The 14,231-nt window shown below is 62.9% G+C and carries 18 protein-coding genes; 6 read left to right on the top strand and 12 right to left on the bottom strand.

All coding sequences use genetic code 11. From position 1 onward, the window contains the following. Positions 1-3: 3 nt before the first annotated feature. The 7 genes from pdhA to ICI42_RS16265 all read right to left on the bottom strand — a co-directional run bounded on the left by pdhA (position 4) and on the right by ICI42_RS16265 (position 4,820). Positions 4-1,053: a pyruvate dehydrogenase (acetyl-transferring) E1 component subunit alpha gene (gene pdhA / locus ICI42_RS16295; protein ID WP_188165657.1), complete on the bottom strand. Its 1,050-nt coding sequence runs from the start codon at positions 1,051-1,053 to the stop codon at positions 4-6. Between the two features lie 219 nt (positions 1,054-1,272). Beyond that, a complete protein-coding gene (locus ICI42_RS16290; protein WP_188165656.1) occupies positions 1,273-1,599 on the bottom strand; it encodes an FtsB family cell division protein in 327 nt (108 codons plus the stop codon). A 118-nt stretch (positions 1,600-1,717) separates the two neighbouring features. Continuing rightward, complete coding sequence (arsH, locus tag ICI42_RS16285) at positions 1,718-2,425, bottom strand: arsenical resistance protein ArsH (protein ID WP_188165655.1); 708 nt, start codon at positions 2,423-2,425, stop codon at positions 1,718-1,720. After that, positions 2,418-2,840 carry an arsenate reductase (glutaredoxin) gene (gene arsC, locus ICI42_RS16280; protein ID WP_188165654.1) on the bottom strand — a complete coding sequence of 141 codons (423 nt, stop codon included), beginning with the start codon at positions 2,838-2,840 and terminating at the stop codon, positions 2,418-2,420. Before arsC ends, arsH begins: the two co-directional genes overlap by 8 nt. Positions 2,841-2,842: 2 nt before the next feature. Further along, positions 2,843-3,901 carry an ACR3 family arsenite efflux transporter gene (gene arsB, locus ICI42_RS16275; RefSeq protein WP_188165653.1) on the bottom strand — a complete coding sequence of 353 codons (1,059 nt, stop codon included), beginning with the start codon at positions 3,899-3,901 and terminating at the stop codon, positions 2,843-2,845. Further along, positions 3,901-4,428: an arsenate reductase ArsC gene (locus tag ICI42_RS16270; RefSeq protein WP_188165652.1), complete on the bottom strand. Its 528-nt coding sequence runs from the start codon at positions 4,426-4,428 to the stop codon at positions 3,901-3,903. The genes arsB and ICI42_RS16270 overlap by 1 nt, the downstream gene beginning before the upstream one ends. 41 nt (positions 4,429-4,469) lie before the next feature. Then, positions 4,470-4,820 (bottom strand): ArsR/SmtB family transcription factor, encoded by a 351-nt coding sequence (locus tag ICI42_RS16265; RefSeq protein ID WP_188165651.1) that lies wholly within the window; start codon positions 4,818-4,820, stop codon positions 4,470-4,472. 100 nt (positions 4,821-4,920) lie between these two features. On the opposite strand from ICI42_RS16265, the gene ICI42_RS23475 reads away from it, so the two are divergent. Beyond that, positions 4,921-5,703, top strand: a complete 783-nt coding sequence (locus ICI42_RS23475; RefSeq protein ID WP_210317308.1) for a GNAT family N-acetyltransferase — start codon at positions 4,921-4,923, stop codon at positions 5,701-5,703. A 67-nt stretch (positions 5,704-5,770) separates the two neighbouring features. Here ICI42_RS23475 and eno read toward each other — a convergent pair whose 3' ends face one another. Next, positions 5,771-7,045 carry a phosphopyruvate hydratase gene (eno, locus tag ICI42_RS16250; RefSeq protein WP_188165650.1) on the bottom strand — a complete coding sequence of 425 codons (1,275 nt, stop codon included), beginning with the start codon at positions 7,043-7,045 and terminating at the stop codon, positions 5,771-5,773. A 195-nt stretch (positions 7,046-7,240) separates the two neighbouring features. Between eno and ICI42_RS16245 the strand changes: the two genes are divergently transcribed. Continuing rightward, positions 7,241-8,215 carry an alpha/beta hydrolase gene (locus ICI42_RS16245; RefSeq protein WP_188165649.1) on the top strand — a complete coding sequence of 325 codons (975 nt, stop codon included), beginning with the start codon at positions 7,241-7,243 and terminating at the stop codon, positions 8,213-8,215. 211 nt (positions 8,216-8,426) lie between these two features. On the opposite strand, the gene ICI42_RS16240 is transcribed toward ICI42_RS16245, so the two are convergent. The 3 genes from ICI42_RS16240 to ICI42_RS16230 are packed head-to-tail and all read right to left on the bottom strand — an operon-like array spanning position 8,427 to position 10,677. Then, positions 8,427-8,993 (bottom strand): AAA family ATPase, encoded by a 567-nt coding sequence (locus ICI42_RS16240; protein WP_188165648.1) that lies wholly within the window; start codon positions 8,991-8,993, stop codon positions 8,427-8,429. Next, positions 8,993-9,826 carry a 3-deoxy-8-phosphooctulonate synthase gene (gene kdsA, locus ICI42_RS16235; RefSeq protein ID WP_188165647.1) on the bottom strand — a complete coding sequence of 278 codons (834 nt, stop codon included), beginning with the start codon at positions 9,824-9,826 and terminating at the stop codon, positions 8,993-8,995. Before kdsA ends, ICI42_RS16240 begins: the two co-directional genes overlap by 1 nt. Further along, positions 9,823-10,677, bottom strand: a complete 855-nt coding sequence (locus tag ICI42_RS16230) for a VOC family protein (RefSeq protein ID WP_188165646.1) — start codon at positions 10,675-10,677, stop codon at positions 9,823-9,825. The genes kdsA and ICI42_RS16230 overlap by 4 nt, the downstream gene beginning before the upstream one ends. Positions 10,678-11,043: 366 nt before the next feature. Between ICI42_RS16230 and ICI42_RS16225 the strand changes: the two genes are divergently transcribed. Together ICI42_RS16225 and ICI42_RS16220 are read left to right on the top strand one after the other, a co-directional pair. After that, positions 11,044-11,328, top strand: a complete 285-nt coding sequence (locus ICI42_RS16225) for a DUF982 domain-containing protein (protein ID WP_188165645.1) — start codon at positions 11,044-11,046, stop codon at positions 11,326-11,328. 10 nt (positions 11,329-11,338) lie between these two features. Further along, a complete protein-coding gene (locus ICI42_RS16220; protein ID WP_188165644.1) occupies positions 11,339-11,584 on the top strand; it encodes a DUF2188 domain-containing protein in 246 nt (81 codons plus the stop codon). 75 nt (positions 11,585-11,659) lie between these two features. On the opposite strand, the gene wrbA is transcribed toward ICI42_RS16220, so the two are convergent. Continuing rightward, a complete protein-coding gene (gene wrbA / locus ICI42_RS16215) occupies positions 11,660-12,262 on the bottom strand; it encodes an NAD(P)H:quinone oxidoreductase type IV (RefSeq protein ID WP_188165643.1) in 603 nt (200 codons plus the stop codon). 177 nt (positions 12,263-12,439) lie between these two features. On the opposite strand from wrbA, the gene ICI42_RS16210 reads away from it, so the two are divergent. Further along, entirely contained in the window at positions 12,440-13,180 is a 741-nt protein-coding gene (locus tag ICI42_RS16210; protein ID WP_188165642.1) for a competence/damage-inducible protein A, read from the top strand. A 100-nt stretch (positions 13,181-13,280) separates the two neighbouring features. Next, positions 13,281-14,108 (top strand): universal stress protein, encoded by an 828-nt coding sequence (locus ICI42_RS16205; protein WP_188165641.1) that lies wholly within the window; start codon positions 13,281-13,283, stop codon positions 14,106-14,108. Positions 14,109-14,231 lie beyond the last annotated feature (123 nt).

Here is a 14,231-nt window from a genome sequence, read left to right as displayed (position 1 = left end):
CCCTTAGTGGACGATATCTGTCCAGAGTTCGGATGCATCCGGCTCCGGATCTGTCTGCGCGAAATCGGCCGCATCGGCGACGATGTCGCGCACTTCCTTGTCGATGGCCTTGAGCTCGTCTTCGCTTGCCCAGTTCTTCTCGATCAGCCGCGCCTTGACCTGCTCGATCGGGTCGTGCTCGGAGCGCATTTTCTGCACTTCGTCCTTGGAACGATACTTGGCCGGATCGGACATCGAGTGGCCGCGATAGCGATAGGTCTGCATTTCGAGGATCATCGGGCCCTGGCCCGAGCGGCACCATTCCACCGCCATGTCGCCGGCGGCCTTGACCGCGCGTACATCCATGCCGTCGACCTGGATGCCGGGGATCTTGAAGGACAGGCCGCGATGGGAGAAATCGGTCTCGGCCGAAGCGCGCGACACCGCCGTGCCCATGGCGTAGCGGTTGTTCTCGATCACATAGATCACCGGCAGCTTCCAGAGCGCCGCCATGTTGAAGCTCTCATAGACCTGGCCCTGGTTGGCCGCGCCGTCGCCGAAGAAGGTGAGGCAGACATTGTCGTTTTCGCGGTAGCGGTTGGCGAAGGCGAGACCGGTGCCGAGCGACACCTGCGCGCCGACGATGCCGTGGCCGCCATAGAAGTTCTTTTCCTTGGAGAACATGTGCATGGAGCCGCCCTTCCCCTTGGAATAGCCGCCCCTGCGTCCGGTCAGCTCAGCCATCACGCCGCGTGGCGACATGTCCATGGCGAGCATGTGACCGTGGTCGCGATAGGCGGTGATCATCTGATCGCCGTCTTTTAGTGACATTTCGAGGCCGGTGACGACAGCCTCCTGGCCGATGTAGAGATGGCAGAAGCCGCCGATGAAGCCCATGCCATAGAGCTGGCCGGCCTTTTCCTCGAAGCGGCGGATGAGCAGCATGCCGCGATAGGCGTCGAGTTCCTGGCTCTTGTCGAAATCGAGCGGAGCGGGCGCGGACAGCGCCGAACTGAGTTTGGTATCTGATTTGGCTTTGGATTTGGCAGGCGCTTTTCGGGCTGCGGTAGCCATGCATCACTCCCTGTTGACGTCTCTTGGCGGACATTGGAGGAGATGAAACCTCCCCACCATTGCCTTGACGCTAACACGGCGCAGACACCTAATCCATGCGAAAAAACGCATGGCTGACATGCAGTTAAGACGCTCTAATCGTTACAAATATTGCCGGTTAACCGCTTTCAGGTTAATTGCTGCTTTGCACCATTTCGACTGTGCCGTGCAGCATTTTCATCAATAAGGGGTACGCCCTGTACGCATGATGGTGACCTCATCGGGCTTGGAGACGTTCAGCGCGCGCCGCGCCTGCTCGTCCAGCATATCCCGCTGCATGCTGCCGTCATGGACCAGCTGCACCCGGCGCTCGATCTCCATTCGCTCGGCGCGGCGAAGGTCGAGCTGCTTCTGCAGCGAGACCGCCTGCTCCTCATAGCGATACTTCGCATAGATGCCGTACTGGCCATTATAGGCATGGAATCCGAAATAGGACAGGAATGCCACGCACAGGGTCGGTACGATGAGCTTGCCCGTATGTCTCGGTTTGTGCTGGCGTGTCCACATGGCGGTCGGATTCCTTTCGCCCGCCTTTGTCGCAGAATTGTGCTTAATGGACGGTTACGGAGCGAGGCAAGGACCCTGCCGAAGCGCATAAAACACCGCGCCTATTTGCTTTCGCGCCTCAGATGGATCGCAGTCCGATATGCTTCTCAAGCCTGGCTGCATCTTCCTTCCGCTCGCTGTAGCGGTCCGTCAGATACGGTGACGCGTCGCGTGTCAGCAAGGTGAACTTCACCAGTTCCTCGCAGACGTCGACAACACGGTCGTAATAAGCCGAGGGCTTCATCCTGCCGTCCGTCCCGAATTCCTGGAAGGCCTTGGCCACGGACGACTGGTTGGGGATGGTGATCATCCGCATCCAGCGGCCGAGGATACGCATCTGGTTGACGGCGTTGAACGACTGGGAACCGCCCGATACCTGCATGACGGCCAAAGTCTTGCCCTGCGTCGGGCGCACCGCGCCGAGCGCAAGGGGGATCCAGTCGATCTGCGCCTTCATGATGCCGGTCATGGCGCCATGACGTTCGGGACTGACCCAGACCTGCCCTTCCGACCATTGCGACAATTCCCGCAACTCCTGCACTTTGGGATGGGAGGCTGGTGCATCGTCCGGCAGCGGCAGGCTTTTCGGATCGAACAGCCTGACCTCGCAGCCGAAATGCTCCAGCAGACGCCGCGCTTCCTCCGCCAGCAGCCGGCTGTATGACACCTCCCGCAGGGAGCCATAGAGGATGAGGATGCGCGGTCTATGGCTGGAAAAGGCGGGCCGCAGCGCGCCGAAATCCGGTTGCGCCAAATGCTCGCGGCTTGCGGCGGGCAGATCAGACAATGCGCTCGCCTTTTTCGTCCAGCACCCGTTCGCCGTCTTCTTTCACAAAAGCTCCCCTGTGCGTATCGGGCAGGATGTCGAGCACCACTTCGGACGGGCGGCACAGTCGCGTGCCCAGAGGCGTGACGACGAAGGGACGGTTGATCAGGATGGGATGCTCCATCATCGCGTCGAGCAATTGCTCGTCGGTCAGCGAAGGATCGCCGAGCCCCAGCGCTTCATACGGCGTGCCCTTTTCGCGGATCGCCTCGCGCACGCTCAACCCGGCATCCGCGATCATGCTCTCAAGCGCTGTGCGGGCCGGTGGCGTTTTCAGATACTCGACCACGGTGGGTTCGATGCCGGCGTTGCGGATCATCGCCAAGGTGTTGCGCGACGTGCCGCACTCCGGATTGTGAAAAATGGTCACGTTCATGCTCACGCCCTCTCGCTGGCGGGGGTTTTGGAAACGGAAATGCCGGCCTCGTACCAGCGCTTCGAACGGTTCACGATCCAGACCACGGACAGCATCACCGGCACTTCGATGAGCACGCCCACGACGGTTGCAAGGGCGGCGCCCGATTGGAAGCCGAACAGGCTGATGGCGGCGGCGACCGCGAGCTCGAAGAAATTGCTCGCGCCGATCAGGGCGGAGGGTCCGGCCACGCAATGCTGCTCGCCCGATATCCGGTTGAGCAGATAGGCGAGACCCGAGTTGAAATAGACCTGGATCAGGATCGGCACAGCGAGCAGCGCGATGATCGTGGGCTGGGCGATAATCTGGTCGCCCTGGAAGCCGAACAGGAGCACCAGCGTCGCCAACAGCGCGACCAGCGAGATCGGCTGGAGGGTTGCTATCAGCCTGTCCAACGGGCGCGAATCCCCGTTCGCCATCAAACTGCGGCGCAGCAGTTGTGCAATCGCCACGGGAACCAGGATGTAAAGCGCCACAGAGATCATCAGCGTATCCCACGGCACGGTGATCGCGGAGAGCCCCAGCAGCAGACCGACGATCGGCGCGAAAGCCACGATCATGATCGCGTCGTTGAGCGCGACCTGGCTGAGCGTGAAATGCGGCTCGCCCTTGGTCAGGTTCGACCAGACGAACACCATCGCCGTGCACGGTGCCGCCGCCAGGATGATCAGGCCGGCAATGTAGGAATCGATCTGGTCGGCGGGCAACATCGGCCGGAACAGCCAGCCGATGAACAGCCACGCCAGCAGCGCCATGGAGAAGGGCTTGACCGCCCAGTTGATGAACAGCGTCACGCCGATGCCGCGCCAATACTGGCCGACCTTCGACAGCGCGCCGAAATCGATCCGGAGCAGCATCGGAATGACCATCAGCCAGATCAGCAGCGCGACGGGGATGTTCACCTTGGCAATTTCGGCGCTGCCGACGGCCTGGAAGACACCCGGCATGAGATGCCCGAGCGCGATGCCGACGACGATGCACAGCATCACCCAGACGGTGAGGTAACGTTCAAAGACGGACATCAGCTGGTCTTCTCCGCAAGCTGCGTCGAGCCTTCCGAGGCGCCGATCTGGCGCAGGCGCTGCGCCAGGGCCATGCGGTCGATGGTGGCGAGCGGAAGGTTGAGGAAGGCCGAGATACGGTTCTTGAGAAAGCGCGCGGCCTGCGCGAAGGCGCGCTGCCGTTCGACTTCGGAACCCTCGACGGCAGCCGGGTCCTCGATCCCCCAATGCGCCGTCATGGGGTGGCCAAGCCAGACCGGACAGGCTTCGCCCGCCGCCGAGTCGCAAACGGTGAAGATGAAGTCCATCTGCGGCGAATCCGGCTCGGCGAATGCTTCCCAGCTTTTTGACGACAGGTCCCGTGTGTCATAGCCAAGAGCCCGCAATTCGTTCAAGGCGAGCGGATTGACTTCGCCTTTCGGATGGCTGCCGGCCGAGAAGGCGCGGAAACGGCCTTGCCCCTCATGGTTGAGGATCGCCTCGCCCAGGATGGACCGTGCGGAATTGCCCGTGCATAAAAACAGCACGTTGTAGACTCTCTCGGTCATGGATTTCTTCCGTGGTTAACTTGAAGACAGTGGATGATCCATCAGCACATCGCCTTTGGCGCGCAGCACGGCGTCAGCTCGGCGACCAGCGGCGCGCAGAGTTCCGAACGCCCACCGCAGCAATCCTTGATCATGAACAAGGTCAGCGCGCGAAACCCATCGAGATCGGCCCTGTAGATGATCGACCGGCTCTGGCGCTCATGACTCACCAGCCCTGCCCGCGCCAAGGTCGCGAGATGCGCAGACATCGTGTTCTGCGGCACATCGAGCATCCGAGCCAATTCGCCGGCGGCGATGCCTTCCGGCTCGTGCCGCACCAGCAGCCGGAACGTTTCCAGCCTGGTCGGCTGTGCGAGGGCTGCCAGAGCCGCGATAGCATCATTTGATTCCATATATCCAGAATAATGGATATATTGATTTGGTCAATAGCCGAATTGCCGGAATTCGCCATAAGCTAACGCTGGAGATTCTTTTGACAACGCAGCGCGGCTCATGCCGGCTGCCAAACGCTTTTCCGGGCGTGAACACCATGTTACGCCTCCGCTCATGACCGAGATACGCACACCGCGTCTTAAGCTGCGACACGCCAGAGAGACCGACCTAGAGCCGCTGCATCTTCTCCTGTCTGATGCCAGGGCAATGGCCTACTGGTCGACCGAGCCGCACGCATCGCTCGACATGACGCGGGAATGGCTGGGGCGGATGATCGACATCGAGCCCGACGAAGGTGAGGATTTCATCGTCGAGCACGACGGCCGGGTGATCGGCAAGGCCGGCCTCTACCGTTTTCCCGAAATCGGCTATTTGTTTCACCCCGACGTCTGGGGACAGGGTTTCGCCACGGAGGCGTTGCGGTCGATCCTCGATCGCGCCTTCACGGTGCACCGCCTGCCGTCTGTCATCGCCGATGTCGACCCGCGCAATACGGCTTCGCTGGCCCTACTCGCCCGCCTTGGATTCGGCGAAACCGGCCGCGCCGAGCGCACCTTTGAGATCGCCGGGCGATGGGTGGATAGTGTGTATCTGAAGCTGGACAATGCCGCCTGCTCCACGCCGAGCGGGCCGACCGCCACCGTTTGCGATGAATGCGGCAGTCAGTTCTTGTCCTCGTCTTCGAAGATGGCGTCCCTATGTCCTGACTGCTCACACCATCTCTATGGCTATGACAACTGCGAACACATGTTTGTTCGAGATCATTGCATTCGCTGCGGCTGGGACGGATCAAGATCGAAATACCTGGCGAAACTCATTGGCGCGAAACCAGAGAAGCCTTGAGAACAAAGGAAAAACAAAAAGGCGGGGATCTCTCCCCGCCTTTTCCGTTCAATCTCGCCTTGGCGTCTTACGCCTTCAGGATCGACGTCCCGGCATAGCGCGCCTGCTTGCCCAGCTCTTCTTCGATGCGGATGAGCTGGTTGTACTTGGCGGTGCGGTCCGAGCGCGCCAGCGAGCCGGTCTTGATCTGGCCGCAGTTGGTGGCGACCGCGAGGTCGGCGATGGTGGAATCCTCGGTCTCGCCCGAACGGTGCGACATCACCGCGGTGTAGCTCGCTTTGTGAGCGGTCTCGACCGCGTCCAGCGTCTCGGTCAGCGAACCGATCTGGTTGACCTTGACCAGGATCGAGTTGGCGACGCCCATCTTGATGCCGTCGCGCAGACGGGCGGAGTTGGTGACGAACAGGTCGTCGCCGACCAGCTGGCACTTCGAGCCGGCGATGTCGGTGAGGTACTTCCATCCTTCCCAATCGTCCTCGGCCATGCCGTCTTCGATGGAGATGATGGGGTAGTCGGCGATCAGCTTGGCGAGATATTCGGCCTGGGCCTTCGGGGCGCGGGTCTGCTTCTCGCCTTCATAGACGTAGCTGCCGTCCTTGAAGAACTCGGTCGAGGCGCAATCGAGCGCGATATAGACATCCTCGCCCGGCGTGTAGCCCGCCTTTTCGATCGAGGCCATGACGAAGTCGAGCGCTGCCTGGGCGCTCATCAGGTTCGGCGCAAAGCCGCCCTCGTCGCCGACATTGGTGTTGTGGCCGGCGTCCTTCAGGCCCTTCTTCAGCGTGTGGAAGATTTCCGAACCCCAGCGCACGGCATCGCGCAGCGTCGGCGCGCCCACCGGCATGATCATGAATTCCTGGAAGTCGATCGGGTTGTCGGCATGCATGCCGCCATTGATGATGTTCATCATCGGCACCGGCAGGACGCGGGCGTTCGGGCCGCCGAGATAGCGGTAGAGCGGCAGGCCGGACGCTTCGGCGGCGGCCTTTGCCACCGCCAGCGACACGCCGAGGATGGCGTTGGCGCCGAGCCGGCTCTTGTTGGGTGTGCCGTCCAGCTCGATCATGGTCTGGTCGATATGGATCTGGTTCTCGGCTTCCATGCCGCCGATGGCTTCGAAGATTTCGCCGTTGACGGCTTCGACGGCGCGCTCGACGCCCTTGCCGAGATAGCGCGAGCCGCCGTCGCGAAGCTCGACCGCTTCATGCGCGCCGGTCGAGGCGCCGGAAGGAACCGCCGCGCGGCCCATGGAGCCGTCTTCGAGGACGACGTCCACCTCGACGGTTGGATTGCCACGGCTGTCGAGAATTTCGCGGCCGACGATATCGATGATTGCTGTCATGTGAGGCATCCCCCGGAGGCTTGGGCGCAGATTGCGGATCGGTTGGAATTGCGCGCCCGTCTTAGCCAAAGCAGCGAAAAACGCAATGTCGCGACATCAAATAGTCGTCCCGGAACGACAAGACGTCGCTTTCCTGCCATGGTATCGCGCGTCGGCGATTGGTATGGGAGGGCGAACTCAAGCCGGATAGACCGCATGCGCATCCCACTCCTGGCTCTCGGCCTCACGCTTGGAGCAAGCCTTACCGCCTTTGCCGGCCCCATTGCCTCCGAGGTCGAGACCCAAGGCCCGCGCGGGCCGCTTCGCGGAACCATGCTGGCGCCGGAAACTGTGCAGCGCCCACCGATAGCGCTGATCGTGCCGGGTTCCGGGCCGACAGACCGCGACGGCAACAGCGCGTTCGGCGTCCGGGCCTCCACCTACCGGCTGCTGGCGGAAGGTCTCGCTGCGCGAGGCATCGCCACAGTGCGCACGGACAAGCGCGGCCTTGGCGGCAGCAGAGATGCCGTTCCAGACCCCTACGACGTGTCCATCCGCGCCTATGCCGGCGATACGCTGAACTGGATTGCCGAAATCCGCCGCGAAACCGGCGCGGCTTGCGTCTGGATCGTCGGCCACAGCGAGGGCGGGCTGATCGCGCTTGCCGCGGCACGGCATGCTCCCGACATATGCGGCGTGGTCCTGCTGGCGGTGCCCGGCAGGCCATTGGCCGAAGTGCTGCGCGAACAGTTGCGCAAGAACCCGGCCAATGCCTCGATCCTCAACCAGACCGACGGTGTCATCGACGATCTCGATGCGGGCAGGACTGTTGACGTCTCAAACCTGACACCGAACGTCGCAGCGTTCTTCGCGCCGCATTTGCAGCGCTTCTGGATCGATCTGTTTGCGCACGATCCCGCTCGCATGATGTCGGATTACAAGGGGCCGGCGCTGATCGTGCAAGGCGAGCGCGACCTGCAGGTCAGCACCGAAGACGCCTACTCGCTGAAGGACGCCAATGCGCAGGCGGTGCTTCGGCTTCTGCCTGATGCCAACCACGTGCTGAAGGCGGTCGCGACCGACGACCCCGCCGCCAATGTCGCGACCTACGCCGATCCCGCATTGCCTCTCGCGCCCGGCGTGGTGCCGGCAGTCGCGGATTTTATTTTGTCTGAGGGCGTGGAGCAGTAGGATTGTCTTCACTGACAGTCGCTTTGCCCTATGGCGGCTATCACACAGATATTTCCCCCTCACCCGGCCTCCGCTACGCTCGGCCACCCTCTCCCCGCTGGGGAGAGGAAAGCGGTGGGCACAGCGCCAGTCCCTTCTCCCCAGCGGGGAGAAGGTGGCCCGAAGGGCCGGATGAGGGGGCATCAATCACAGCGATTGCGGTGAGCAATCACTACCCGCCGCTCATACGCCGTTCCGGCTGCGAAAGGCCCGCGCTCGACACGATCCAGCCGGCTGCGTCATCCACCGTCATCACGCTGACGTCGAGCGTGTAGCACTCCACCTCAGCCGGCCGCAGCAGGCGATAGTTTTCGCGCAGGTGCCGCAACGTGCTGATGCGCGTCAGCTTCTGCTGCGCGGCGCGGCCTTGCGAGACCAGCCGCCGCTCATTCTCTTCCTCGGAGCATTGCAGCACCACCGACACCAGGCGCGCCCGGCGCGCGGTGGCAAGCGCGCGGTACTCGTCGAACATCTTCGTATCCCAGGCGTCATCCGACAGCGCGTCGGTGAAGATCAGCGGAACGCGCTGGTCCATTCGCCGCAAATGGCTGAAGATCAGCTCGCGAACTTCGCGGCGCAGCGTCCCATAGGCGAGGTCGTGGCGTTCATAGAGCGCCTCGGAAGGGTTGAGCAAGGTGTGGCTGTCGATCACCCTTGCGTCCAGCCGCGCGGCGAGTTCCCGGGCAATCGTCAGCTTGCCGCTGCCCGGCCATCCATTGAGATGGATGACGACGCCCATCAGGTGCCTTTCGCGATCCGGTCGAAGGCCATGAGTTTTTCCAGCAAAGCCGGCAGGTCTTTCAGCGGCACCATGTTGGGCCCGTCGGAAGGAGCGTTGTCGGGGTCCTGGTGCGTTTCGATGAACACGCCGGCCACGCCCACGGCCACCGCCGCACGCGCCAGCGTTTCGACGAAGCGGCGTTCGCCGCCGGTGGAACCGCCCTGCCCGCCCGGCTGCTGCACCGAATGGGTCGCATCGAAGATCACCGGCGCGCCGAGTTCCGCCAGGATCGGCAGCGCGCGCATGTCGGAGACCAGCGTGTTGTAGCCGAAGGAGGCGCCGCGCTCGGTCACCATCACATTGGCATTGCCCGAATCCGTCACCTTGGCGACGACGTTCTTCATGTCCCACGGCGCCAGGAACTGGCCCTTCTTGACGTTGACCACCTTGCCGGTGTTGGCGGCGGCGATCAAAAGATCGGTCTGGCGGCTGAGGAAGGCGGGAATCTGCAGGACATCCACCACCTCGCCGACGACAGCGCATTGCTCTTCGGTGTGCACGTCTGTCAGCACCGGCAGGCCGAACTCCTTGCGGATGTCGGCGAAGATCGGCAGCGCCGCCTCCAGTCCCGCACCGCGCTTGCCCGAGAGCGACGTCCGGTTGGCCTTGTCGAAGCTCGACTTGTAGACCAGCCCGATGCCCAGCTTGCCGCACATCTCCTTCAGCGCGCCGGCCATGTCGAAAGCGTGCTGGCGGGTCTCCAACTGGCACGGACCCGCGATCAGGGCGAGCGGCGCGGTGTTGGAGAACTGCGTTGCGCCAACGCTGACGGTGGGATTCGGCTTGCTCATCGATCTGCCTCAAAATGGAACGGAACGCCTTGGCCGTCGGCCGCGGCGATTCGCAAGGTTTTTTCTTGCGTCTGGAATTCGACCGCATTGCGGCTGAAAAGCTCCGCGGTGGTTTCGATATCGGCGACGCCGAATACGATTCCCGCAAAGCGGAAACCTTCCTGGTCCAGCGTTGACGACACGTCTATAACGGCATTGGCGAGGTCGACCGTCGTCCTGCCATGGTCGTTTTTGACCGCGCTGCGCGCTGCCTGCGCCAGGAAGGCGGCGGAGGCTTCAGGGTGCTGCGCGGTTGCCAGAACTCTTCGTATCCGTGTCACGCCATTGGCATGCGCCTGCAAGGCGCTGCGGTCGACCTTCGGCGCATTCACGCGCTCGCAGGAAAAAACGAAACTGTCGGGCGAGCCGGCCTCCGCCGCGAAGGCCAGGCGGAACGAGGCGGTGTCGCGAGCGCCCTCGGCGTCGATGAAAGGCCGCGAGAAATCGAGCCGGTCGCCGGCCGAGATGCCCGCGCCTGCGAATTCGACATGATCGGCATCGGCGTTTTCGGTCGCCAAGACCAGCGCGCTCAGACCCTCATCGCCATTGCGGGCACGATAGCTGCGGTCCCGGCCGACGAAAACATTGCCGCAGGATATCGCCGCATCGGCAAGCGCCTGGTCCACCACCGCAAGCGGTTCGATGAAGGTGCCGTCCGCGAAATAGACGCAGCAATTCTGTGTTCCGAACGGATGAATGCCGTCGGGGGCGACGGTGAAGCCGAGTTGCTCGAGCCGGTTTCGCGCGCTGGCGGCTGTGGCCGTGGGCAGGACCAGATGATCGAGGGGACGCGGAGAAGTCGTGATAGCCATGATAGGAGGCCTTGCCCTAATTCAGGCCGCGTTTCAACCGGTAGACCTTTTGCTTTGCATGTGCAGCATGGCGGTGTTGCACCGCGTCACAGGTCAAGAATTGCCAACCCGCCTTTGCTTCTGTTAGAAAACCGTGTCGAATCTAAGGGTTAGTTGCGTCATGCGTTACAATTGGGATCGCGAGCCCCGCTTTTGGGAGCGGTATTGTACAGCATGTGTCGGGGTTGCCGCCGCGCTTGGTCTGGGTTCGCTGCTGGTCGCGGCACTGCCATTCTGAGCCGCTTAAGAGCTTCGCCCCTCTCGGCCGTTTAACGGACGCGTCGCGTCATCGACGCAACCAAACAGGTGGCGCTGCGTTCTTCGCCCATGAGCGAAGACAAGTCATTTTCACAACCCGTAGTCCTGCACATTCCGTCCATCAAACGCGACGTTCATATTCGTGACGCCAGCCAGGCTTTGAACAGCCTCACCTCTCTGTGGCCGAGCCAGCGTGGCGCGCGGCATCGGGATGCTGTAGAAACATGCCTCAAAGTTCTGGATGGGCATCGATCCGCCGAGGATGCACGCATGGCGCTTATAGAAGCCGCCCGGGAAGCCGGGTTGCTTGCCGGTCGGTCCCAACCCAGTGAACCCAGCTCCGCGCGAGCATAAGGAGAAATTTGTGAGCAAAGTCATTTATGAAATCGTCGAGCACGATGGCGGCTGGGCCTACAAGGTCGGCGAAACATTTTCCGAGACGTTCCCAACCCACGACCACGCACGTCGCGCGGCGGAGACGGCTGCCGGTGAGCAGCAGGTCCCGGATGTCGCGCGCGGCATCGAATACGAAGATTCCGCCGGCAAGTGGCATGGCGAAGTCGCTCGCGGCGACGACCGCCCGCAGACCGAAGTGTCCGACAAGGACTGATTTTTACCTGGTTCAGCCAACGCAAAACGGGCGGCCGTGCGGCCGCCCGTTTTTGTTTGCGTTGGGTAGGACTGATCAGCCGTGCAGGCGCTTGGCGATCTCGGCCGTGCGCTTGCCCTGGAACTTGGCGCCTTCCAGTTCCTGAGCCGAAGGCTGGCGCGAGCCGTCGCCGTCCGAGGTGGTGGTCATGCCGTAAGGCGCGCCGCCGCGAACCACGTCGTTGCCCATCTGGCCCTGATAGGCATAGGACAACGGAACGACGATCATGCCCTGATGCTGCAGGAAGACCTGCGCATTGATCAAAGCGAGTTCCGCGCCGCCGTGCTGGGTCGCGGTCGACATCATCACCGAACCGACCTTGTCGAGCAGAGCGCCCTTGGCCCAAAGGCCGCCGGTCTGGTCGAGGAAATTCTTCATCTGCGAGGCCATCGTGCCGTAGCGGGTGGCGCTGCCGATGATGATGCCGTCATAGTCGGCCAGTTCGTTCGGGTCGGTGATCACCGGCGCGTCCTGGTCGAGCTTGTAGTAGGCCTCTTTCGCGACCGATTCCGGAACCAGTTCCGGCACGCGCTTGATGGTCACGTCGGCGCCGGCTTCGCGCGCGCCTTCGGCAGCGGCCTTGGCCATCTGTTCCATGTGGCCCCAGCTGGAATAATAAAGCACGAGAATCTTGGTCATCGATTTGTCTCCATTCGAATTCGGTCGCGGCCATGCTTGGCGCATCGACGGCCAATGTAACCGTCTCGTCGTTCAATGGAAGCGTTCCAATGCGTTACACATCGTTCACAATCCGATGACTGTTGCGGCGGGTCGCGCCGCGCGCTATTCCAGCCTTCCCCGTTCCGGAGCACTGTCATGGCACAAATCGTCACCGCCGCGATGTTGATCATCGGCGACGAGATCCTTTCCGGCCGCACCAAGGACAAGAACATCGGCCACCTCGCCGATGTCATGACCATGATCGGCGTCGACCTCAAGGAGGTCCGCATCGTTCCGGACGAGGAGGACGAGATCGTCGCCGCCATCAACGCGCTGCGCGTCCGCTACGATTATCTCTTCACCACCGGCGGCATCGGCCCGACGCATGACGACATCACCGCCGATTCGGTGGCCAAGGCATTCGGCCTGCCCTGCGACTATGATGACCGCGCCTATGCCATGCTCGAGGCGAATTATGCCGCGCGCGGCATGGAGTTCAGCGAGGCCCGCAAGCGCATGGCGCGCATGCCGCGCGGCGCGGCGCATATCGACAACCCGATTTCCACGGCGCCCGGCTTCCGCGTCGAGAACGTGCATGTCATGGCCGGCGTCCCGTCGATCTTCCAGGCCATGCTCGACAATGTCGTGCCGACCTTGCGCACCGGCACGAAGATGCTGTCGGCGACCGTGCATTGCCCGTTCGGCGAGGGCACCATCGGCGGGCCGCTCGCCGCGATCCAGAAGGAGCATCCCGATACGGTGATCGGCTCCTATCCGAAATATGCCGACGGCACCTACTGGACCGAACTGGTGGTGCGCGCCCGCTCGCAGGAGGCGCTGGAGCCCGCGCGCATCGCGGTCGAGAGCATGGTGGCGGAGCTAGCCAAAGCGGCGTAAAATGCCGGACCGAGCGCACCCGCGACCCATCGCTCGCCGCACGGAGAAACCCGAATCCGGGTTTGCGTGTTGTTAGAGACAGACAGTTCGGAGGCTTGCCATGTTCAAGACCATCGTTGCCGTCGTCCAGACCGACAAGGATATCCAGCGCGTTCTCGACGTCGCCCTGCCGCTCGCCGAAGACCACGAGGCCCATCTGGTCGGCGTCCATTCCGAAGCGCTGCCGGTGCCCTATGCCTCGGCCGGCGGTTTCCCGGACACCGAGATGATCGAGGTCAACGTCAAGATCGCTGCCGAGCGCGCGGCCCACATCAAGGCGGCGTTTCTCGCGCGGCTCGAACGCACCGGCATTTCCCACGAGTTTCGCAGTTTCGAAAGCTTTGCCGGCGACAGCTCCCTGTCGGGCGTCGACAGCGCCCGCTGCGCCGATCTCGTCATCGCCGCGCGCAACAGCTCCGACGACAGCGACGGTTTTCAGGCTGATGTCGACAGCCTTATCTACGAGGCCGGCCGCCCGGTCCTGGTGGTGCCGCATTCGGGACCGCTGCTGGCGTCCTACGCGCGCGTGCTGATCGCCTGGAACAACAGCAAGGAAGCCGCTCGCGCCGCCTTCGATGCCCTGCCCTTCATCAGCCAGGCGCGCGAGACGCGCATCCTCGTCGTCGATCCGGTCGAAGAGAGCGGCACGCTCTCGGCCAGCCAGTTGGCTGCGGCGCTCGAACGCCATGGCGCGACCGTCACCATCGCCACCCGCCGCTCCGGCGGCCGCCATGTCGACGAGGCGATCCGCCATCACATCGCCGAAAGCGGCGCCGACCTTCTGGTGATGGGCGCCTACAGCCATTCCTGGCTGCGGGAGCTTTTGTTCGGCGGCGTCACCCGCAACGTGCTGCAGTCCGGCGAAACCGCGGTCTTTTTGTCGCGCTGAGCTTCGGCTTCGCAATCCGCCCATGGGGGGCGACCGCCTCTTTTGCAAATTACCTGCGCTCATCCATGTTGCCCCCTCTGTCCTGCCCCGATGGAGGGAGGAGGCGTGGGCCAGGCCAGAATC

It is taken from the genome of Oryzicola mucosus, assembly GCF_014534685.1.
GTDB classification, from domain to species: domain Bacteria; phylum Pseudomonadota; class Alphaproteobacteria; order Rhizobiales; family Rhizobiaceae; genus Oryzicola; species Oryzicola mucosus.
The sequence above is the reverse complement of the archived record's forward strand: the minus strand, read 5'-3'. Positions and strand labels throughout refer to the sequence as shown.